The sequence below is a fragment of the Singulisphaera sp. GP187 genome (genome assembly GCF_900129635.1).
GTDB lineage: Bacteria > Planctomycetota > Planctomycetia > Isosphaerales > Isosphaeraceae > Singulisphaera.
Genome location: NZ_FSRB01000001.1, coordinates 845,704 through 866,711, shown reverse-complemented (window position 1 = coordinate 866,711; position 21,008 = coordinate 845,704). Strand labels below are relative to the sequence as shown.

Here is a 21,008-nt window from a genome sequence, read left to right as displayed (position 1 = left end):
GGGCCAGATCAGGCGGTCAGCTTCGATAGAGGAACTCAGCGCTGGCGAACAGGGCCTGGCAGAACGCCGCCCATCCGGCTCGACCCGGCTCGGAACCGGCCGGCCGGCGCGGCGAACCGTCGCCTGATTCACCTTCCAAGAAGGCCCGGGCCGCCCTCTGCTCCTGGGCGGTGGGGGGCCGGCCGATGGTCCGCAAATAGGCCTCGGCAATCCGATCGCCATCGTTGGGAACGTCGCGGAGCAAGCCGTCGGCGAGCGCCTCGGCCTGGCGAATCACAAACGGGCTATTCAGCAAGTACAATCCCTGCGCCGGGACCGTGGTCGTGGCACGTTGGGCGATCACCAGACTCGGGTCGGCAAAATCAAAAAGCGCGAGTGATTCCAAGAAGTGATTGCGAATCACCGGCAAGTAGACCGAGCGGCAGGTGAGCCGCAAGTCGTAGTTCCCTCCGAACCGTTGCAACGGGGCGGTGTTTCCTTCCCCAGCGCGGGCGACCGGAGATCCTTGGGGAGGCTCAAGTTTGAGCTCACCACTGATCGCCAGCATCGCATCGCGGAGCGCCTCCCCTTCGAGCCTCCGCTTGCTCATCCGCCAGACCAGGACGTTGTCCGGGTCGGCCTCGTTGTTGGTGGCGTCAAAACCCGACCCCATCTGATAGGCACGCGTGAGCACCACTTGACGGATCAGCCGTTTAACGGACCAGCCATCCTCCATGAACGAAACGGCGAGGGTATCGAGCAATTCCGGGTGACTCGGCGGCTGACCGGCCGCTCCGAAGTTATCGGGGGTCGGGACCAGGCCGCGACCGAACAGATGGAGCCAGACCCGATTGGTGAACACCCGGGCCGTCAGCGGATTTTTCGAGGACGCCAGCCAGTCCGCCAGCTCGAGGCGGCCGCTCCCTTGGCGAATCTCGGGGTTCTCCCGGCTCACCACCCGCACCAGGCCGCGCGGGACCACGTCGCCCGGCTTGTCGATCTCCCCGCGTTGATAGAGTGGGCTGTCGACCGCGGCATCCCGGTCACGCACGCCCATGGCACGCGACTTCGGGGTTCCGTCGGACTCAAACGAGTTCAGGCGACTCTGGAGTAAGGCGAGCCGGATCGTCGTCATCAGGCCTTGCTGATTGCCGAACAGGTTTCCATTTTTGATCAAGTCGGCACGTGTCTTCTTGAGCTGATCGATTTGCCGCTGGAGTTGGTCCCGCGCCTCGGCCGTCAGAGGTTCCTGGGCGGAGGCTTGGCCGGAATCTTTCGGGAGAGTCAGCAGGTCGGCCGCGTTCGGATTCTGGATGACCCGGACCGTCCCGTAGCAGGTCTCTGTGCTCCGGAAGATTCCGGCCAGTGCGTAATAGTCGCTCTGCGGGATCGGGTCGAACTTGTGGTCGTGACAGCGAGCGCAGGCGATCGTCAAACCGAGGAACGCCTGCGAGGTCGCGTCGATCTGTTCGTCGACCAGATCCATCCGGAACTGCAACGGGTTGCGTTCAACGTGCGACTTGGGGCCGAGGGCGAGAAAGCCCGTGGCGATCTGCTGCTCGGCGCGTTGCCGGTCTCCGTTAGCCGGCAGCAGGTCGCCCGCCACGTTCTCGCGGATGAAGCGGTCGAACGGCTTATCTTCATTCAGGGCGGCAATCACATAATCACGATAGCGCCAAGCGTTGGGATAGTTAATGTTCACCTGCTTGCCGCTCGACTCGGCGAAGCGAGCGACGTCGAGCCAGTGCCGGCCCCATCGCTCGCCGAACCGAGGCGAAGCGAGGAGCCGGTCGACAACGCTCTCGAAGGCGGTCGGAGATTGATCGTCGAGGAAGGCCGTGACTTCGGCGGCGGTGGGGGGCAGACCGATCAGGTCGAACGAGACCCGGCGGATCAGGGTGCGTTTGTCCGCATCGGCGCCCGGCTTGAGGCGGTTCGCCTCGAGCTTGGCCAGGAGGAAGCGATCGATGGGGGAGCGCGGCCAGGCCTCGTCCTTGACCTCGGGCGGTTCGCTCTTTTTTGGCGGCTGGAACGCCCAGAACCGGCGGCCCGCTTCGACGTCGATCGCCTTCGCCGCCACCGACGACGTGCCGTTGCGTGGGTCGGGCGCTCCCATCGCGATCCAGCGCTCGAAATCCTCGATCACCGCGTCGGGGAGCTTCTGCTTGGGCGGCATCTTCAAGTCGTCGTCCGTGTACCGGATCGCCTGCAGGAGGAGGCTCGCGGCCCCTGGGTCGTCCGCGACGGCGGGGCCGCTGTCCCCTCCGCTTCGCATTCCCTCGCGGGTGTCGAGAACGAGTCCTCCCTTGATCTTCTTGGCCGAGGAGGCGTGGCATTCATAACAATAAGTCACGAGCGCCGGGCGGATCTTGGTCTCGAAGAAGGCGAGTTGTTGGGGCGTGATCGGCCCCTGCGGCTTCGGGTTCCCCAGGGGGTCGCTCGGCTTGGCTTCCCCCGTCTTCGCCTGCGGTCGCGCGGCCTTCTTCATGAGCCCCGGACCGCCCGGACGAAGCGTTCCCAGTTTCGCGAGTTCGCGAACCGACAACGAACCACTCTTGTCGGAATCAAGACGAGCGAAGACCGGGTTGATCATCTCGGGCCGGGCCTTGAACTGCGGCCGATTCGCTACCAGGGTTTGAAACTCGTCCCGGCTGAGCGCACCGTCGCCGTCGAGATCGCCGTAGAACAAGGCGTTCTGGGCGCGGGCCTCGGCTTCATCGGCCTCGTCATCGGCTGCGCGCGTCAGGCCCAGCAGGACGCCGAACAGTAAGAGGCCGACCGAGGCCCCCGTGATCGTGTTGCGGATCATCACGTACGCCCTTCCCCGTTGTTCGTTCCGGGAACCCGGCCCTCGAATCCGATCGGCCTGGCGGAGAGGTAGGGCCGATCGATCTCAAGGCGGATCCTCACCACCGGAACCAAAGCGCTCACTCTTGTTGGGTCGAAACGTCCAAAAGAAGAGGATCCCCTGCCGCAGCATCGCGACCTGAGATTCGAGGGGAGTAAACCACCCGATCCGAAAGAAGTGTCTCGCCTCTCGCAATTATTTTTTCGAGGCCAAGGCCTCCCCACCCGCTCTTGTCCGAAATCCTTGGGGGAATCCAACCGCCTCCATGACGTCGTGTTTCGAGAGCCTTGCAAACGCACCCAGCGGACCGACCTTCTCGATCGACTCAGACGAATTACAAAAGACTCATCTCTTTTCCTGATTCTCTCACGCGGCTCAACGGCTCGGGGCGAAAATGGCAAATTCTCCCCAACCCTAACCTGCTGTTCGTGTTCCGTATGCCAGCCCGCGGCACGAATCTCCGACCTCAACCCACCCGCTCCACGCCACTCGAGCGGTTTATTTTGGAAGAACCCTCTTGACGGCGGAGGTGGGGACTCGGTTTAGTATTATGAATTCCGATATCTCATTCAGCGCAGTATCAGCGAAATGCCGATAGGCAAGATGTAGGGCATGCAGTTCGAATCGATCAAGATCTTTTGCGACGTGGTGCGTTGGGCCAGCTTTTCGCGCGGTGCGGCGGAGAATCAGATCTCCCAGTCGTCGGCGAGTCAGGTCGTCCACCAGCTTGAGACGCGTTTGGGAGTGAAGCTGATCGATCGATCGAAGCGTCCCTGGGTGCTGACTCCGCACGGCAAGGTTTATTACGAGGGCTGCAAAGAATTGGTGGGTCGCTACCTGGAAGTCGAGAACCGGGTCAAAGCACTGGAAGACGACCACAACGTGGTCGGCACGGTGCGGCTCGCCTCGATTTATTCCATTGGTTTGCACCACATGAGTCAGTATGTCCGGACGTTTGGAGAGCTCTACCCAGGCGCGACCGTGGAGTTGGAGTACCTCCACCCGACGCGGGTGGTGGAAAGCGTCTTGGCCGAAGAGGCGGAGCTCGGCCTGATCTCGTTCCCTCGCAAGTGGACGGACCTCACGGTCACCCCCTGGCGGGAGGAAGAAATGGTCTTGGCGGTTCATCCCGGTCACCGGTTTGCCGGGTGCGCGAGCGTCTCGGTCGCCGACCTCGAGGGTGAGACGTTCGTCGGTTTTGACGCCGACTTAGCAATCCGGCGGGCGATCGACCGGTTCCTGCGCCATCACGACGTCCAGGTCCGGGTCGCCGTGGAATTCGACAACATCGAGAACATCAAGCGGGCGGTGGAGATCCCGGCCGGCGTGGCCATTCTTCCCGCACCGACCCTGGCCCGCGAGGTCAAGGCAGGATCGCTCACCGCGGTTCGTCTTGATGGCCAGGACCCTTCGCATCGGCTGACACGTCCGCTGGCGATCATTCGCCGACGGAGCCATCAACTCGGTTTGACGGCGTCGCGGTTTCTGGAACTGCTGACAGCCACTGAAGAGAGTGTTCCGGCGACGGCCGGCGCCGCGACCGGTGCGAGCGCCAGTCCAACCGAACGTAGCGACGCGAACGCTTGAAACCAGCGCGTCGGGAAGGATCCCGGGGACAGCGCCCGCACCCGCAGCGGTGGGGTGGTGTCCGCTGGATCGGCTTGGTTTGTGCGACGAGTTTGCAGTGCCGTTGATCCCGATCGTTCCAGGTCACGGATAGCGCCGTGAGGGGTGAGTCATCATGAGTTCAGGGTCTCCCAAGCAACAAGGCCTCTATGACCCGCAGTACGAGCATGATAGCTGCGGCGTCGGCTTCGTGGTCGACCTCAAGGGGCGGAAAACGCATAGGCTGGTCCACGACGGCCTGACGGCGCTGATCAACCTGAACCATCGCGGCGCTTGTGGATGCGAGGACAACACGGGCGACGGCGCGGGGATCCTGATCCAGATCCCGCACGAGTTCCTCGTCGCACGCTGCCGGGAAGCTGGCATCGAACTGCCGGCCGCCGAAGAGTACGGCGTCGGCGCGTTCTTCACCTCGCCCGATCCCGAGCAACAAGCCTTCGGCATGGGCCTGTTCGAGCAGATCGTCGTCGAAGAAGGCCAGCAATTCCTCGGCTGGCGCAAGATCAAGACCGACAATTCGCTGCTCGGCGACGGCGCCCGGTCCGTTGAACCGACCATGTATCATGCCTTGATCGGTCGTGGGCCGACCATGACCGACGCCGATCGGTTCGAACGCAAGCTGTTCGTCATCCGCAAAGTCTTCGAGACCCGGGTCGAGCGCTCGGGCCTCGATGATCATAAGTTCTTCTACTTCTCGAGCCTATCGTGCCGCACCGTGGTCTATAAGGGGATGCTCACCCCCAACCAGGTCGGACCTTATTTCGCCGACGACCTCGACGATCCGCTGCTCAGCAGCTCGCTCTGTCTCTTCCATTCCCGGTTCAGCACCAACACGTTCCCGAGCTGGGAGCTAGCGCACCCCTACCGGATGATCTCCCACAACGGTGAGATCAACACGCTACGAGGCAACATCAACTGGATGCGGGCCCGCGAAGCCCTCTTCGAGTCGGATCTCTATGAGCCGGGCGACGTCAAGAAGCTCTTGCCGATCATTCGTGAAGGCCTGAGCGATACCGCATGCCTTGATAATGCGGTCGAGCTGCTCGTCAAGTCGGGCTTCAGCCTGCCCCACGCGATGATGATGCTGATCCCCGAAGCCTGGGAAAATCATGAGACCATGTCCCAGGTCAAGAAGGATTTTTATGCCTATCACACTTGCTTGATGGAAGCGTGGGACGGACCCGCGTCGATCGGCTTCACCGACGGCAAGAACATCGGCGCAGTCCTGGACCGGAACGGCTTGCGGCCGAGTCGCTACGTCGTCACGAAGGACGGCCTGGTGATCATGGCCTCCGAGGTCGGTGCCCTGGACATCGCCCCCGAGGACGTCGTCCTCAAGGGACGGCTCGAGCCCGGCAAGATGTTCCTGGTCAACCTCGAAGAAGGCCGGATCGTCGACGACGAAGAGCTCAAGCACTCGATCGCCACGGCCAAGCCGTACGGCAAGTGGCTCCGCGAGTTCATGGTCCCGCTCGCCGAGGTGCCCCCCGCGCCTCACGTGCCCGGTCCTGACCACGAAACCTTGCTCCACCGCCAACTGGCGTTCGGGTACACGCTCGAGGACCTGAAGTTCATCCTCGGCCCGATGAGCAACAACGGCGAGGAATCGCTCGGCTCGATGGGGACGGACACCCCGTTGGCTGTCCTTTCCGACCGCTCCCAGCCGCTGTTCAACTACTTCAAGCAGTTGTTCGCTCAGGTGACCAACCCGCCGCTCGACGCGATTCGCGAAGAGCTGGTCACCTCGGTCTTGACCGGTGCAGGGGGCGAGGAGAACCTGCTCCAACCGACCCCGGAGAGCTGCCGTCAGATCGCCCTCGACTTGCCGGTCCTCGACAACGACGACATGGCGAAGTTGAAGCAATTGGAAGGTTGGCGCGGGTTCAAGTCGGCCGTCCTGCCGATCCTCTTCCCCGCCGCCGAGGGGGCGGCCGGGCTGGAGCGGTCGCTCGACCAGATGTTCGAGAAGGCGGTCGCGGCGATCGAAGCGGGGTCGAACCTGCTGATCCTCACCGACCGGGGCGTGGATGCCGACAACGCGCCGATCCCTTCGCTCCTGGCCTGTGCGGGGCTGCACCATCACCTGGTCCGCCGGGGCTTGCGGTCCCGCGCCGGCGTGGTGATGGAGTGCGGAGACGCTCGCGAAGTGCATCACTTCGCGCTCCTGCTCGGCTACGGAGCGGGTTCGATCAACCCCTACGTGGCCTTCGAAACGCTTGACGACATGATCAATCAGGGTCTGATCCGACCCGAGATCAATCATGCCGAGGCGGTCTATCGCTATCGCAAGGCGATCAAGAAGGGGGTGGTGAAGGTGATGTCCAAGATGGGCATCAGCACCATCCAGAGCTATCGAGGCGCCCAGATCTTCGAGGCGATTGGGCTCAACAAAGAGTTCATCGACCGCTACTTCGAGAAGACTGCGTCGCGGATCGGCGGCGTCGGACTCGAGGAGATCGCCCACGAGACGCTGACGCACCACCGGGTCGCTTACAATGCTCGCGAAGTCGGGCCGACGATCCTCGAAGAAGGGGGCCAGTACCAGTGGCGCCGGGATGGGGAATTCCACCTGTTCAATCCCGAAACCGTGTACCGGCTCCAGCATGCCACTCAGGCGGGTCGATTCGACATCTTCAAGAAGTATACGTCGCTGATTGACGACCAGAACGAGCGGCTCTGCACGCTCCGCGGGCTCTTCCGCTTCAAGTTCGACGACCGCACCCCGGTTCCGATCGAGGAAGTCGAACCGATCGAGGCGATCCTCAAGCGGTTCGCCAGCGGAGCGATGTCATACGGCTCGATCAGCGGCGAGGCCCATGAGACCTTGGCCATCGCCATGAATCGGCTCGGCGGCAAGAGCAACACCGGCGAAGGAGGCGAAGACTCCGCCCGGTTCACCCCCCTGCCCAACGGCGACAGCAAGCGAAGCGCCATCAAGCAGGTCGCCTCAGGCCGCTTCGGGGTGACGAGCGAGTACCTCGTCAACGCCGATGAGATTCAGATCAAGATGGCGCAAGGGGCGAAGCCCGGCGAAGGGGGACAGCTCCCCGGTCACAAGGTCTACCCTTGGATCGCCAAGGTCCGGTACTCGACGCCCGGCGTCGGCCTGATCAGCCCGCCCCCGCACCACGACATCTACTCGATCGAAGACCTGGCGCAACTGATCCACGACCTCAAGAATGCGAACCCGAGAGCGCGGATCAGCGTCAAGCTCGTGGCCGAGGTCGGCGTCGGCACGGTCGCCGCGGGCGTGGCCAAGGCGCACAGCGACGTGGTCCTGATCAGCGGCTTCGACGGGGGAACCGGGGCCAGCCCGCTCACCTCGCTCAAGCACGCCGGCATCCCCTGGGAACTCGGGCTGGCCGAGACCCAGCAGACGCTCGTGCTCAACCGGCTCCGCGACCGGATCGTGGTGCAGGCCGACGGCCAGATGAAAACCGGCCGCGACATCGTGATCGCCGCGCTGCTGGGGGCCGAGGAGTATGGATTCGCAACCGCGCCGCTGGTCGTGATGGGCTGCATCATGATGCGGGTCTGTCACCTCGACACCTGCCCGGTCGGGATCGCGACCCAGAACCCGAAGCTCCGCGAGAAGTTCGCCGGCAAAGCTGAGCATGTGGTCAACTTCTTCAGATTCATCGCCCAAGAAGTCCGCGAGCTGATGGCCCAACTCGGTTTCCGCACGGTCGACGAAATGATCGGGCGGAGCGACTTGCTCGACATGAAGCCGGCCCTCGACCACTACAAGACCCGCGGGCTCGACTTCAGCAACATCTTCTACCGGGCGCCGATTGGCCCTGACGTCGCGGTTCGCCAGATCCACGCGCAGGACCACGGGCTCGACAAGGCACTCGACCAGGAACTGCTGGTCCTGGCCGCCTCGGCCCTGGAGTCCGGCACGCCGGTCGAGATCAACCTGCCGATCCGCAACGTCAATCGGACCGTGGGGACGATCCTCGGCAGTGAGCTGACCCGCAAGTATGGCGCGGCCGGATTGCCCGACGATACGATCAAGATCAAGTTCAGCGGCTCCGCCGGCCAGAGCTTTGGCGCGTTCGTTCCTCGCGGAATGACGATGTCCATCGAGGGTGACGCCAACGACTACGTCGGCAAGGGACTCTCGGGCGGCAAGCTGATCCTTTATCCCCCCAAGAACGCCAGCTTCGTGCCCGAGGACAACGTCCTGATCGGCAACGTCGCCCTCTATGGAGCGACCACCGGCCTGGCCTTCTTCCGCGGTCGCGCAGGGGAACGGTTCTGCGTCCGCAATAGCGGAGCCCGAGCCGTGGTGGAAGGGACCGGCGACCATGCCTGCGAATACATGACCGGGGGGATCGCCGTCGTCATCGGCCCGACCGGGCGGAACTTTGCCGCCGGCATGAGCGGAGGTTCGGCGTTCGTCTTCGATGAGTCGGGGGATTTCCCCCAGCGTTGCAACCTCGAAATGGTCGACCTCGAGCCGCTCCGTGAGCCCGAGGATATCGAGATCATCCGTGATTTGCTGTTCTCGCACGCGGGGTACACCGGCAGCAAGGTGGCCGCTCGGCTGCTTGGCGACTGGGACTGGGCCGTCGAGAAGTTCGTGAAAGTCATGCCCGTCGACTATCGCCGGGTTCTCGAAGAACAGAAGAAACTGGCCGAAGCCAAGCGACTGGACGCGCTGCAATTGGAGGTGAAAGGTGGGTAAGCCGACCGGTTTCATGGAGATCCCTCGCGAGTTACCGACCCGGCGGCCGATCCCGGATCGGGTCAATGACTACCTCGAGGTCTACAACCCATTCGCCGAAGACAAGCTCCGGGCCCAAGGGGCCCGGTGCATGGATTGCGGGATCCCGTTCTGTCACCAGGGCTGCCCGCTCGGCAACCTGATCCCGGACTGGAACGACCTGGTCTACCGCGATCAGTGGCGCCTGGCGCTCGAGCGTCTGCACGCGACCAACAACTTCCCCGAGTTCACCGGCAAGCTCTGCCCGGCGCCTTGCGAAGCCTCCTGCGTTCTCGGGATCAATAGCGATCCCGTGACCATCAAGCAGGTCGAGGCGAACATCATCGAGAAGGCCTGGGCCGAGGGCTGGGTCGTTCCCCTGCCCCCCAAGGTTCGGACCGGCAAAACCGTGGCCGTCGTCGGTTCCGGCCCTGCCGGACTGGCCACGGCGCAGCAACTCGCCCGCGCCGGGCATACGGTCACGGTCTTCGAGCGCGACGACCGGATCGGCGGCCTGCTCCGCTACGGCATCCCCGACTTCAAGATGGAGAAGCAGCACGTCGATCGCCGGGTCGCCCAGATGGAAGCCGAGGGGGTGATCTTCCGGGCCGGCGTCAACGTCGGTGTCGAGATCACGGCCGAGCAACTGCTCGCCGAGTTCGACGCGATCTGCCTGTGCGGTGGGTCGACCATCGGACGCGACCTCCCGATCGAAGGGCGCGCACTCGATGGCATCCACTTCGCCATGACGTTCCTCCCGCTCCAGAACAAGCGGGTCGCGGGCGACGTCATCGACGACGCGAACTTCATTTCCGCCAAAGGTAAGGACGTCATCATCATCGGCGGCGGCGACACCGGCGCCGACTGTTTGGGGACCGTCCACCGCCATGGCTGCAAGAGTGTTCATCAGTTCGAGATCGTGCCCCGGCCGCCCGATACCCGCACGCCGACCAACCCTTGGCCGCAGTGGTCGAACGTCTTCCGGGTCTCCTCCGCACACGAGGAAGGGGGCAGTCGCGAATACGCGATCAACACCAAGCGGTTCCTCGGCGAGAATGGCCGCGTGACCGCTTTGGAAACCGTTCGCGTCGAAATGAAAGTCGAGAACGGCCGGCCGCAGTTCGTCGAGATCCCGGGGAGCGAGAAGCAATACCCCGCGGACCTGGTCTTGCTGGCCATGGGGTTCGTCGGCCCCCAACGCACGGGTCTCCTCGAGCAGTTGGGCGTCGAGCTCGACCGGATGGGCAACGTCAAGGCCGGCCCCGACAAGCGCACCAGCGTCGATAAGGTCTTCACCGCGGGCGACATGACCCGCGGCCAGAGCCTGATCGTCTGGGCGATCGCCGAAGGGCGGCAAGCCGCCCACTCGATTGATGAGTACCTGATGGGAGAGTCGCTCCTGCCCCAGCCCCTCGAGCATGGCAACTCCGCGCGACCGTTCGTGTGAGCCGAGTGGGAGACCGTTGATCCGGTCTCCCCCCAAGAGTCAGAGGCTTTCCCGTTGGGCGGCCCGGGCACCTTGTTGTCCCTGGCCGCCCTTTTTTTTTCGGGATTCCAATGGCGAGGGGCATGCCCCAGGTGCCGCGAGTTGTCTTGGCACCGAGGCCCACGCCGCCAGCAAACCGAGAATCGCGACATTCAACCCAGCAAACAGCAACGGGGCTGGAGTAACCAAATCCACCCAGCCCTCTTCTCCAGGCAGTCCCTCCCAGTGGAAGAAGACGGAGGGGATGGGAGTGTCAATGCCCCTGAGCTGTGGCAAAGCCCGGTACTCGAAGAAGAAGCCGCCGACCACCCCCAGGCACCCTCAGCAATCCACGCAACGGTCAGTGCGGTCCACCAACCTGACCCACGGCCTTGGCAACGCTGGAGGCCCACGTTGATGCAGGCGAGTGGGACAATGCCCACGTAGATCATCAGGAATCCCATGGCACATCCGGGATCGTGCGCGTTGTGAAGTCCACCGGGATGGATGGGTTGGGATGGGGAGCGTTTTAGGATCTGTTTCCGGGGAGGGGGGGGCAGATCGGAACGCGATCGAAGGATTTCGCCGCGAGAGCGGCAACGCCTCGCGGCAACGGCCCGCGAGGCGTCAAGCTGGTTGTGCCGGGCGGTGAGTCAGTCGAACTTCGGCTCGGCAACCGGGGGTACATGACGCCAAGGACGAGAGGTTGCCTCCAAGTAGACGTCACGCCGCTTCGCGTGCCATGCCGCCGACTTGCGGGCCGCCTCCTGTTTTCTCTTGGGGAAGAGATCGTCGTCGAGCTTGAACGTCGCGATCTGTCGCGAGAGGTCGTGATAGAGCGCATCCCTCTGGTACGCCCGCGATCGATGCTTCATCGCTACGCCCCATCGGACTGCCGCCCCCGCGATTGCGACCAAGGCCACCGCGAGCAATGCCGTGCGGAGCCTGAATCGGAATTGCATGACTTCCTCCTCATACAATTGTATAATAAGCCTCGCTGGTGTACTCAGTGAACGTTTGAATATTTGTGGGGTCGTCCGGGTCAACCAGCGTGATCACGGTTCCCTTGATATTGGCGATTACCTGATCCACAAGACGGTTGACCTCCGTCTTGATATCCTTCAGGTCCTGCAACGCCTTCTTGGCTAAAGTGAGGTTATTCGATGCTTGGATCGCAAGTTCCCCCCACTTGTTCGCTTCCGCTTGGAGTGTGGGATCGCCGGGATTGGCCACGAACGCGGCGTCGACTGCCGCGTTAATAGGATCCACCTTGGCCTTCAAAGCCGTCGCCCGATCAACGGAGGCCTGGCGGCCCGCGATCTTCCCATCAATTTCCTGGTTGAACTGGTTGCGCAAACCATTAATCACCGCGATTTCTTCGTCCTTGTCGAACCTGTCCATCGCCGCGATGATGAGTTCGACGGACGCCTCGCTCGAATTGCCGAACTGATCGATCTCATCTTTGATTTCGTCATACTGCTCATCCGTCGGAGAGTCCGCCGGCATCGAGCCGTCCAATAATCTACGGGGCTCCAAGCATTCGGTGGTGAGGCTCGGGCGGAAGGCACGGGATCGCCTGTTCATGACATACGCCTTTTATATCGGGAATGCTTAGTGAATTGACGATTGCAAGCAGAGTAAATGCATCTACAGGCGTCAAGGAAAATTCGGGCGGGGGCCACGAATTTCATGTGTGCGATGCTGACGTAACGAGAGGAGGGCTTCGAGAATGCCCGGGCCGGTTGCGTGCGTAACATGTGTCGTACGGGTGGTTTAGAGCAGGGAGGCGAGCGAAAGGGGCATGGGGCGTTATCGGGGAAGGGCCGACGGTTAACAGACTGCCGGACTAGAGGACGGTCAGGCCCCCAAAGAGGGTACGCCGCGATCGCATCCACCTGCGACGGGCCGGACGCCCCCAAGGAGGTCGCGTCACGGGCGCCCCGCGCATGCGTAATCCAAGGGATGCAGCCCCGGTCTGCTGCAACGATTCCGGCTTGATCTGCCCCCCCCGGTCTGCCCCGACCTCGAGTTCAAAGTTGGAGTGTTCTTATGGCCCGGCCCAAGCACGTTGAAACATTCATTGAGGGAATCCTCCCGATCGCCCGGAAGGTCCGGGCCGAATACGGCGTACCGGTCTCGCTCTGCATCGCCCAGGGCGCCCTGGAATCGGGATGGAACCTATCCAACAAATCCGCGTTCGGCCATGCCATTGGCGGTGACCCGAGCAAGGGATTTGTGAAATTCAAGACGCTGGAAGATGCGGCGATGGCGTATGGCAAGAACCTGCGGGACAACCCGGTCTACAAGAGCGCCTGGGCTTTTAAGGACGATCCTGACAAGTTCGCCGACGAAATCGGGGAAGCCTATGCGCCGAAACAGAACTACGCAAAGACTGTCAAGTCGATCATCAAGAGCTTCAACCTCAAGGAGTACGACGTCGAGATCGTCGCCTCTGATGCTGACAGATCCGCCACGGAACTCGCCCCACGGCACAAATGCACCCTATTCCAGTGGTGGTAAACCGTAATCGGACGGCAGTTCCTTGAGACGGTATCGCGTTTGTCAAGCTGCCGAGCACGGCGGAGGTTGAAGTGGTCGCCATTGTCCAGACCACTTGGCCCGGCCACGGCTTCGCGCCGGAGCCGACGTCCTCCATGGGCCTCGTGATCTCTTAGTCACGGCCCCTGACATAAGCGGCCATCGCTTTGACCAACAGGACGAGGGTCTGTTGTTGGGACGACGTCAATGGGATCGATTCACGCGAACTGGCGTGGTCTTGATGTTCGCATTGACGCTGAGCGGCCCATCGAGACTCCAGACACGAATGGTGCAGTCGACGTGCGGGAGCCACAGTTCGAAACCTGTCTCGCCTCGGCGCAGCATGATTTGGTCAAGCGCAATCGCATTGTCGGGCTCCTCATCCGGAATGGCGGCGATCACGACGGGCCATTGGTTGCCGAGCCATACACCAGGCACTCTCGTCATCTGATCGGTGAATGCTCCGTGCCGATCCATTGGCTCCTGCCCGAGTCGAGGCGGATGAATCACGATGGCATCGACAGCAGGTTGCACTGACGACTCTGGGAAAAGCGTTTCCGTCACGTTCCGAGGTGGCGGGACCAGCATCACGGGCTCAGTGATCGGACCGATCCGGCGGACAAGATGACGATAGACATCATTCGGCAACTCGTTGGACAATTGCCATATCGTGAACGGTTCGTCGCCTGTCATCTTCCAGAGTCTCGCAGCCATATATCGCCCGACGTTATAAACTTCGTGCTTGAAGACGTGGCCGTGCCCGGCATGCACCACCATCCGGATGTCCGGTCGCGCGGCGAATTGTTGAGCCAGCGTGGCCGCCTGGTACTCTTCACGCCTGCCGAAATCGCCGTCCGCAAGGTCATAGCCGCCGACTTCGAAGCCAAGGCGCAAGGCCGTCCGCACCAGATTCCCGAACCGTGGATCGAGCGTGTAGAACCCTGTTCTCGACGTGGGATATCCGCGGGATTTCAGCGTCGAGCCAGATTCGGCGATCGCCTCGGCGAAATAGTGGGTGAACCCAGCCGCACGAAACAACCCAAGAGTCTGTTCGATCCACGCGCGATCTTCGGTGACGGTATGAGCCTCCATGATCAGGACCAGCCGGTGTTCCGCCGCGATCCTTGTCATGGCGTCTCGCCACGGAGTCACCACAAATGGCTGGACCAGATCGGGTGTGTCGGGCGTGTCCGACGGTTTCTGTCCGACGGCCTCGGGGAGAAGCGGAATCTCGCGCGCCTCTCGCTGACGGCCAAGGACCGCCAATGTTGTGCTCAATTCCTGGCGCTCGCCCCAGCCGATTCGACCCGAGGATTGTTCCAGCATGACGACACGCCGCAGCAACGCCTGGCGTGAATTCACTCCCTCAACCCGCCTGGCCACCCACATACAGAAGGCGACCAGCACCGTTCCCGTCACACCGAACACAACCCACCGGAACCGAAACACCCGGCACCCCGCTGAAAAAACCGCTGCGACAAGGGCGGCCGCCGCGATGTTGATGACACTGAGCACGACCAACGCAACCGCTTCCAGAGAGCGCGGGACCGGCCCGACGGCCGCCATCGGATCGAACCACCGGCGCCAGCAGTTGATCGCGAACATTGCCAGCACCGTTGCTGCAACCACCGCCGTAATCATCTTGCGTGGCTGCGACCTGGAGAACGCCGAACCGATCATCGAGAACATCGTAATCAGGCACAGCAAGACGAGCGCACGCGATTCAGCAGGCAATAGGTTGGACACAGCTCCAGCAGCGATATATGCCGTAGTGAAAGCCACGACCAGGAAACCGATTTGCCTCAGTTGCATCCTCATCCTCCAGCCAGCCGTCTGTTAGAGTCGCGAGGGGCCAACGCGTACATCCAATTGACACTGGCCGGCAAGATTCTCGTCCAGCGGTCGCCAGGGGATCGCCGCCACGACCGAGGGTGGCGATGCCCCCTCGGAGCCGCGGATTAAACTCATTCTCATGATAATATTCCACCTATGCCGGCCACTCCGATCGCTCCGGCCCGGGTGCGGAGCGAGGACGGAAGTTGGGCCGGCCTCCCGGTGATCACCATCGAGGCGGGGGGCGAGCTACTGCAAACGCCGGGAGGTAATCGGCCTCCGCGGACACACCGGCATCTGCGAGTGTGTGGCGTTTCGCCCGGACGGCGGACGCCTCGCCACGTTCAAGCGAGGAAGAAGTGGTCCCGTTCGCTGGGCCGCTGCTTCTTAATCCGAGCCGCGCACACAGCGCAGCCGAGTAAGCGATCACCGATTGACGTTCCGTGAGGCCGAACGAGACCGATTCGCTGACTCCGCTACGCTCCGTTGCGCGGCTCGGTTCAAGCGAGGACCATCGCCACGCCACATGTTGCGCAAATCCAATTTTGCGAACAAAACCAAAAATCGGGTGGCTGACAAGACCGAGGCGACAATGATCTGCTCACGATTGATTTGTGAGCAAACTCCATTGCCGTACCGCCTCGGCAATGGTGGCGACTTCCGCCATGGCGCCGAGCCCGACGTCGCCACAGGCGAGCCGCTTGGCCTGCGGGGGGACGAGCACGAGTCGAGGCGCCTGCCTCGCAAAGACTTCGGCCGCCTGGTTGAGATCCCAGCCGGCCTCGACCGGGCCGTCGCCACGGTCTTCGAGGAGTTGGCGCAGGTGGCGCAACGTCACCGGGCTCTGCCACATCAACGTATTCATCGCGGGTGCCAGGATCACGGGCTTGGTGAAATCCCAGGCCCGGAACAGGCAAGTCAAAAAGTTATCCGATAGCCCGAGCGCGAATTTCGCCAGACTGTTGGCATCGAGCGGGGCCACGATCAAGAGGTCGGCCCACTGACGGAACGCAATGTGAAGGACCGGGTCATCGCGTTGGTAGCGTCGGCCGGCGCCGGTCCACTCGTCGGCATCCCGAAAGAGCGGACCTCCCAGCGGATCCGACGCGTCGCGCACGAGCTCCGCGGGATCGAAAAAGTGGAGCGCAGGTTCGGTCGATACCACGCGCACGGCATGCCCTGAGGCGCGGAGCGACGCGTACAGCGCGGGGGTCCGCACGGCGGCCACCGAGCCGGTCACGCCCAAGACGATTCGCGATGTGGGAAGGGGGTTCATGGGATTCACAAGTCCAGCTCGCTCGACATGAGCGAGCTAGGCGATCACCAGAAAGGGCATCACTTCATAAAAAGAAAGGCAACGAGCCGTCAGCGGCGGTCCGCCGAGAGCGGTTCGACCGCATCATTGACGGCCTGAGTCAAATTGTTCCAGAGGGTGCGTCGGAGTTGCTGGGTCTCGCGACGGGTCAAGAGCAGGCGTTCTCCTGCCCGGTCGACGAGCGCCGAGACGATGACCTTCAAATCAGTCTGGAGCAGGCCCGACAAGTCTTCGAACTCGTTGGGCAGTTCCAGGGAGCGAAGCGGAGTCTTCGAGTTGCATATGGCCATTGAATCCCTCCATGGCTGGGGATCACCACTGTTGCGCGGACTCCTCCCGGGCGAACTCAAGCTAAACCGTGGTCCTATCCCCAGTCAAGTTTATTTCTTCGTTACTTCTACGTTCATCTTGGGCCCGAGTCCGACCAAGGAGCATACGTAACGGCATACTCCTCTCTCTCACACAACGACACAACGACCTCAGTGCAAGTTTCGCGCCATATTCTTGATTCCACTGGCGGACATGGTTTAGATATCGCTCGTATGGCGACCCATTGGGATTAAAACCATACCGGTTCGGGTTCTCGAGAGGAACCGGGACCAATGGCATCCTGAACCAGTTCGACCAGTCGGGGGCCGTCAATCAGTTCGATCGGGTGGTCGGCGACGAACTTTTCGGCCGCCAGTGAGAACGTGCGTGTCGTGACAAAGAATCCTTTGTGGCTGCGCGTGTGGTGGATCGTTCCCAGAAACTTTTGAAGTTCGGGCGAGCCCACGACACCGCGGCTCTGGTATTTGCATTGGACGACCCCGAGCAGTCCCTCGCGTTTCACGCGGAGGTCGGCCCCTTGGTCACCGGTTCCCCCGACCACCTCGACCTCGTAACCGAGCGCTTCAAAGACCTCGGCCACGAATTCTTCAAAGCCTTCGGGGGTCAACGTTCCGAGCTGCGCCAGTTTCAGGTCGGCCCGCTTGGCCTGGAGCCGGAGCCGCTCGGCGCGCTCGCGCGCCTCGCGCACTTCGTCCCGAACCTCGTGCAACGCATGCTCAACTTCCTTGCGTTCATTGCCTTCGAGGCGGTCAACGTAGCGTTCGATCTTGAACAGGACGTTCCGGATCGTATTGTCGAGTCGCGCCCGTTCGGCCCGGGTCAACTGGTTCTGATACCTCCGGAACACGGCATAGTGCAAATGCTCGAACGCCCCGGCGAGTTCATCGGCCGAGCGGATCGTCGGCGCCTCGTCCTGATACGGGAGGCTCGTCCAGAGCAAGCCCTGGCGGTTCCCGGACGAGGACGACGACGGCGACTCCGGCCCCTGGGAAGCCGTCGACGACTGGCTCCGCTCCTTGATCCAGTCCAGCAGCATCGAAGCACATTGCGGCCCGAGACACTCCATCGCCCTTCCTCTCCTTGATTGGATGAACGAATCGGCGGTCCTGGGAGACCGGTCCGTCCCGGTCGAGCCGGATCGACTGGACTCCACTTCCCGCCGCTCGTTCCTTCAGCATCTCCTGACCCGGCCGGGTGGGCAAACAAATTCGCCGGTGGCTCGGCGATCTCTCCGCCTTGGTTCTCGTCGTTGACAACACGGCGTTCCGGGGCCAACATTCAGGGTCTCGGGTCGGAATCACACCCGACCACCGAAATCAAAGGGGCCGATCGATGGGTAAGTTCGCCGTGATTCTCCCGGCCGCGGGGCGTTCGACGCGGTTCGGCAACGCGAAGCAGAAGAAGGTGTTCGCCGAGCTCGACGGCCGCGCGGTCTGGCTCCGCGCGGCCGAGCCGTTCGTCAATCGTGACGACGTCGGGCAGACCATTGTCGTGATCGCCCCCGAAGATCGCGAGCTCTTCGAGTTGCGGTTCCGGGCCAGCGTCGCCTTCTTGAACATCCGAGTCATTGAGGGAGGCGCGGAGCGGTCCGACTCGATTGCCAAGGCGTTGGAGATCCTCGAACCCGATTGCGAGTTCGTGGCGATTCACGACGCGGCTCGCCCGTGCGTGACCGCCGACCAGATCGACGCGGTCTTTGCGGCGGCCCGGGAACATGGCGCCGCACTCTTGGCCGTCCCGGTCGCCGATACGATCAAGCGAGTCGGAGCCGACCGGCACACCACCGAGACCGTCCCGAGGCGCGATCTCTACCTGGCGCAAACACCGCAAGTCTTCCGCCGCGAGCTCCTTCTCCAGGCCTACGCGAATCGGGCGCAGCTCGGGGCCGACGTGACCGACGACACTCAGCTCGTCGAAGCCCTCGGCCAATCGTGCGCGGTGGTCGAGAGCACGTCCTTGAACCTCAAGATCACGTCCCAGGCCGACCTCCGCCTCGCCTCGGCCGTCCTCCAGGCGCTTCCCAAGCCGAAACGCGACGGCCCCGTTCACCCATTCACCGACGAGCGGGCGATGTGGTAACTCGGGCTGGTGGGCGGTCGAGGTCCGACTGCTCTTCGATGCATCGGGGGCTTCGAAGAAAAATCGACGCCGGCTTCGTGATCGGCTGTCGATTTCCAGACCCGCCGATCGACCCCATGAGGAGCGAGACCGCAGCACGAGCGCAACTCCTCAGTCCGCCCTGAAAACGACCAAACCCAAAAAAAGGTGAGAGCATGTCCGGAACCGCCATTACCCCGTACCTCTTCTTCGGCGGCCGCTGCGAGGAGGCCCTCGAGTTCTATCGCAAGGCGCTCGGCGCGGAGGTCGAGTTGCTCATGCGGTTCGACGAGAGCCCGGAACCGCCGCCGCCCGGAATGCTCCAGGCGGGCTTCGAGAAGAAAGTGATGCATGCTTCGTTTCGCGTGCTCGGCATCCCGCTCATGGCGTCCGACGGATGCGACGACAACTCATCGAACTTCGACGGGCTCCGCCTGGCGCTCTCCGTCCCGACCGAGGCCGAGGCCCACAAAGCATTCGACGCCCTGGCCAATGAGGGCAGCGTCCAGATGCCGCTCTCGAAGACCTTCTGGTCGCCGTGCTACGGGATGCTGACCGACCGCTTCGGCCTCGGGTGGATGGTGATGGTCCCCGGCCCGGAGCGCTGACGGCGCGTGCCGATCCCGGCGGCCGCTTACGGCGTGAGACATGGGCGATCGGAGGGACGCAACGACTGCGGGTGCCACGCAACGTCAGTAACTCGGCGTCGTCAACAACGGATGTAACTCTCACCGGACCAGAGAATTACTGCCGCTCCGTGGCTGCGGTTCGTTCGAGAGAAGGGGGGGCAAAAAATCGCCGTTCTTCGTCATGATGGGTGCGGCTAGCAACCGGCACTCACCTGGATTGAGGAAGAACGGCGATGAAGGCAGCTCGGACGCTGCAAGGCTTGCAGCAACCGCAGTCGTTGATCGGCTATGTCCGACAGTTTCTCACCCCGACGGTCTGGAAGCAAGCCCGAGGGGTTGTTCCTCAAAGGCGGTCGGCGCCGCGGTGGGATCTCCAGCCACTGGTCGTGGTCATGCTCGCCATGACCTGGGCCACCGGCGACTCCGAGTCCGAGAGGTTTGAGAAGGCCCGGGGATACTACGTCGCCTGCCATGAGTCGCGAAGACGCCCGGGAAAGACCCTCGTCGGCTTCCAGAAAGCGATGCGACGCGTCCCCATGCGACAACTCAGGGCGTTGGCCGCGGGGGTTCGGCAACAGATCCACGCCCGACTGGGGTCGCGGCGGATTGTCGACGGCTTCGAGCCGATGGGCTGCGACGGCTCGCGGATCGAGTGCCCCCGCACCCCCGAGTTGGAACGGGGACTCGGGCAGGCCGGCAAGAACGACGCGGCCCCCAACGTCTGGCTGACGGCGTTCGTCCACTTGCCCACGGGACTGCTTTGGTCGTGGCGACTCGGCCCGGGCACCGCGGCCGAGCAAGAGCATTTGAGGCACTTGCTCGCCACCCTCTCGCCCGAGGCCCTGATCGTCTGCGACGCCGCTTATATGGGCTTCGATCTGGTCCGGGCGATCCTCGGTGTCAAGCGATCGTTCCTGTTCCGGATGTCGTCGCGGGTCGACCTCTACACCCTCGAAGTGGCGAACCTGGAGGATTGGACCGAAGGCCCTGTCTTGTACTGGCCGAACTATGTCCAGAAGAAAGGGGAAGCGCCGATCCAATGCCGCTTGATCCGGATCCCGGCCAAGGGCAAGGGTAAGGGGTCGGTCAAACGCGACGTCTGGCTCCTGACCGACGTCCTCGACCCAGCCCGGATGTCGGCGGCGACGGCCGCCAAATTCTACCGCTGGAGATGGCGTAATGAAGGACTATTTCGCACATACAAGCGTATAATCAATAAATTGAAACTCGCTAGCCGCACGGTGGCCTTGGTGCATCGCGAGGCCGAGTTGTCACTGCTGGCCACGCAGATCCTCCTGGCGCATGCCGACCTGGCGCTTCGGCCGGCGTCGGCGTCGGCGACCGATGGCCCAGTGATCAGCCCCCGCAAAGTTCTGATCGAGATCCGCAAGGAGATCGACGCGGCCGTGAAACCCAAGGCCAAGTGTTACCACAAGCGACTCGCGGGCTGCCGCGCCGGGTGCCGGAAGCAGAAGAGCCCGAAAGCCACACGCAAGTGGCCTCGTCGCAAACCGCATAAGCCGCCGAAACCGCCTGTGCTCCACACCCTGACTCAGGAACAGAAAGCCTTGCTAAACAAGCACATGAGTGCAGTAGGATGAGGCATCAGTAATCGACGTTGGGTGCCACGGGCTGGACTCAAC

14 protein-coding genes are annotated in these 21,008 nt (G+C 62.8%); 7 read left to right on the top strand and 7 right to left on the bottom strand.

Features of this window, described 5'->3' with window-relative positions:
* Positions 1 to 16: 16 nt before the first annotated feature.
* Positions 17 to 2,788 carry a DUF1549 domain-containing protein gene (locus tag BUS42_RS03460; protein ID WP_074305289.1) on the bottom strand — a complete coding sequence of 924 codons (2,772 nt, stop codon included), beginning with the start codon at positions 2,786 to 2,788 and terminating at the stop codon, positions 17 to 19.
* Between the two features lie 651 nt (positions 2,789 to 3,439).
* Between BUS42_RS03460 and BUS42_RS03455 the strand changes: the two genes are divergently transcribed.
* From BUS42_RS03455 to BUS42_RS03445, 3 genes are all read left to right on the top strand, one after another.
* A complete protein-coding gene (locus BUS42_RS03455; protein WP_074305287.1) occupies positions 3,440 to 4,414 on the top strand; it encodes a LysR family transcriptional regulator in 975 nt (324 codons plus the stop codon).
* A gap of 154 nt (positions 4,415 to 4,568) precedes the next feature.
* Positions 4,569 to 9,140: a glutamate synthase large subunit gene (gltB, locus tag BUS42_RS03450; RefSeq protein ID WP_074305285.1), complete on the top strand. Its 4,572-nt coding sequence runs from the start codon at positions 4,569 to 4,571 to the stop codon at positions 9,138 to 9,140.
* A complete protein-coding gene (locus tag BUS42_RS03445) occupies positions 9,133 to 10,605 on the top strand; it encodes a glutamate synthase subunit beta (protein WP_074305283.1) in 1,473 nt (490 codons plus the stop codon). Before gltB ends, BUS42_RS03445 begins: the two co-directional genes overlap by 8 nt.
* 671 nt (positions 10,606 to 11,276) lie before the next feature.
* Here BUS42_RS03445 and BUS42_RS03440 read toward each other — a convergent pair.
* Positions 11,277 to 11,585 (bottom strand): hypothetical protein, encoded by a 309-nt coding sequence (locus BUS42_RS03440; RefSeq protein WP_074305281.1) that lies wholly within the window; start codon positions 11,583 to 11,585, stop codon positions 11,277 to 11,279.
* 10 nt (positions 11,586 to 11,595) lie between these two features.
* On the bottom strand, positions 11,596 to 12,129 hold the full coding sequence (locus BUS42_RS03435) for a hypothetical protein (RefSeq protein ID WP_254053279.1): 534 nt from the start codon (positions 12,127 to 12,129) through the stop codon (positions 11,596 to 11,598).
* Between the two features lie 543 nt (positions 12,130 to 12,672).
* Between BUS42_RS03435 and BUS42_RS03430 the strand changes: the two genes are divergently transcribed.
* A complete protein-coding gene (locus BUS42_RS03430; RefSeq protein ID WP_074305277.1) occupies positions 12,673 to 13,143 on the top strand; it encodes a glucosaminidase domain-containing protein in 471 nt (156 codons plus the stop codon).
* A gap of 222 nt (positions 13,144 to 13,365) precedes the next feature.
* Here BUS42_RS03430 and BUS42_RS03425 read toward each other — a convergent pair whose 3' ends face one another.
* The 4 genes from BUS42_RS03425 to BUS42_RS03410 all read right to left on the bottom strand — a co-directional run bounded on the left by BUS42_RS03425 (position 13,366) and on the right by BUS42_RS03410 (position 17,705).
* Complete coding sequence (locus tag BUS42_RS03425; RefSeq protein ID WP_143206228.1) at positions 13,366 to 14,973, bottom strand: hypothetical protein; 1,608 nt, start codon at positions 14,971 to 14,973, stop codon at positions 13,366 to 13,368.
* 622 nt (positions 14,974 to 15,595) lie between these two features.
* Positions 15,596 to 16,270 carry a flavoprotein gene (locus BUS42_RS03420; protein WP_074305273.1) on the bottom strand — a complete coding sequence of 225 codons (675 nt, stop codon included), beginning with the start codon at positions 16,268 to 16,270 and terminating at the stop codon, positions 15,596 to 15,598.
* A gap of 89 nt (positions 16,271 to 16,359) precedes the next feature.
* Positions 16,360 to 16,599, bottom strand: a complete 240-nt coding sequence (locus tag BUS42_RS03415; protein ID WP_074305271.1) for a hypothetical protein — start codon at positions 16,597 to 16,599, stop codon at positions 16,360 to 16,362.
* 269 nt (positions 16,600 to 16,868) lie between these two features.
* Positions 16,869 to 17,705, bottom strand: a complete 837-nt coding sequence (locus BUS42_RS03410; protein ID WP_074305269.1) for a restriction endonuclease — start codon at positions 17,703 to 17,705, stop codon at positions 16,869 to 16,871.
* A gap of 266 nt (positions 17,706 to 17,971) precedes the next feature.
* On the opposite strand from BUS42_RS03410, the gene ispD reads away from it, so the two are divergent.
* The 3 genes from ispD to BUS42_RS03395 all read left to right on the top strand — a co-directional run bounded on the left by ispD (position 17,972) and on the right by BUS42_RS03395 (position 20,966).
* Positions 17,972 to 18,718 carry a 2-C-methyl-D-erythritol 4-phosphate cytidylyltransferase gene (ispD, locus tag BUS42_RS03405; RefSeq protein ID WP_074310634.1) on the top strand — a complete coding sequence of 249 codons (747 nt, stop codon included), beginning with the start codon at positions 17,972 to 17,974 and terminating at the stop codon, positions 18,716 to 18,718.
* Between the two features lie 194 nt (positions 18,719 to 18,912).
* Positions 18,913 to 19,344, top strand: coding sequence for a VOC family protein (locus BUS42_RS03400; RefSeq protein WP_074305267.1), 432 nt, complete (start codon positions 18,913 to 18,915; stop codon positions 19,342 to 19,344).
* 254 nt (positions 19,345 to 19,598) lie between these two features.
* A complete protein-coding gene (locus BUS42_RS03395) occupies positions 19,599 to 20,966 on the top strand; it encodes a transposase (RefSeq protein ID WP_074304734.1) in 1,368 nt (455 codons plus the stop codon).
* Positions 20,967 to 21,008 lie beyond the last annotated feature (42 nt).

Excerpts from the sequence above, each read along its gene's own strand:
- BUS42_RS03460 (WP_074305289.1), bottom strand. The coding sequence starts at position 2,788 with ATGATCCGCAACACGATCACGGGGGCCTCGGTCGGCCTCTTACTGTTC.
- BUS42_RS03455 (WP_074305287.1), top strand. The coding sequence starts at position 3,440 with ATGCAGTTCGAATCGATCAAGATCTTTTGCGACGTGGTGCGTTGGGCC.
- gltB (WP_074305285.1), top strand. The coding sequence starts at position 4,569 with ATGAGTTCAGGGTCTCCCAAGCAACAAGGCCTCTATGACCCGCAGTAC.
- BUS42_RS03440 (WP_074305281.1), bottom strand. The coding sequence starts at position 11,585 with ATGCAATTCCGATTCAGGCTCCGCACGGCATTGCTCGCGGTGGCCTTG.
- BUS42_RS03435 (WP_254053279.1), bottom strand. The coding sequence starts at position 12,129 with ATGCCGGCGGACTCTCCGACGGATGAGCAGTATGACGAAATCAAAGAT.
- BUS42_RS03430 (WP_074305277.1), top strand. The coding sequence starts at position 12,673 with ATGGCCCGGCCCAAGCACGTTGAAACATTCATTGAGGGAATCCTCCCG.
- BUS42_RS03425 (WP_143206228.1), bottom strand. The coding sequence starts at position 14,973 with ATGCAACTGAGGCAAATCGGTTTCCTGGTCGTGGCTTTCACTACGGCA.
- BUS42_RS03420 (WP_074305273.1), bottom strand. The coding sequence starts at position 16,270 with ATGAACCCCCTTCCCACATCGCGAATCGTCTTGGGCGTGACCGGCTCG.
- BUS42_RS03415 (WP_074305271.1), bottom strand. The coding sequence starts at position 16,599 with ATGGCCATATGCAACTCGAAGACTCCGCTTCGCTCCCTGGAACTGCCC.
- BUS42_RS03410 (WP_074305269.1), bottom strand. The coding sequence starts at position 17,705 with ATGGAGTGTCTCGGGCCGCAATGTGCTTCGATGCTGCTGGACTGGATC.
- ispD (WP_074310634.1), top strand. The coding sequence starts at position 17,972 with ATGGGTAAGTTCGCCGTGATTCTCCCGGCCGCGGGGCGTTCGACGCGG.
- BUS42_RS03400 (WP_074305267.1), top strand. The coding sequence starts at position 18,913 with ATGTCCGGAACCGCCATTACCCCGTACCTCTTCTTCGGCGGCCGCTGC.
- BUS42_RS03395 (WP_074304734.1), top strand. The coding sequence starts at position 19,599 with ATGAAGGCAGCTCGGACGCTGCAAGGCTTGCAGCAACCGCAGTCGTTG.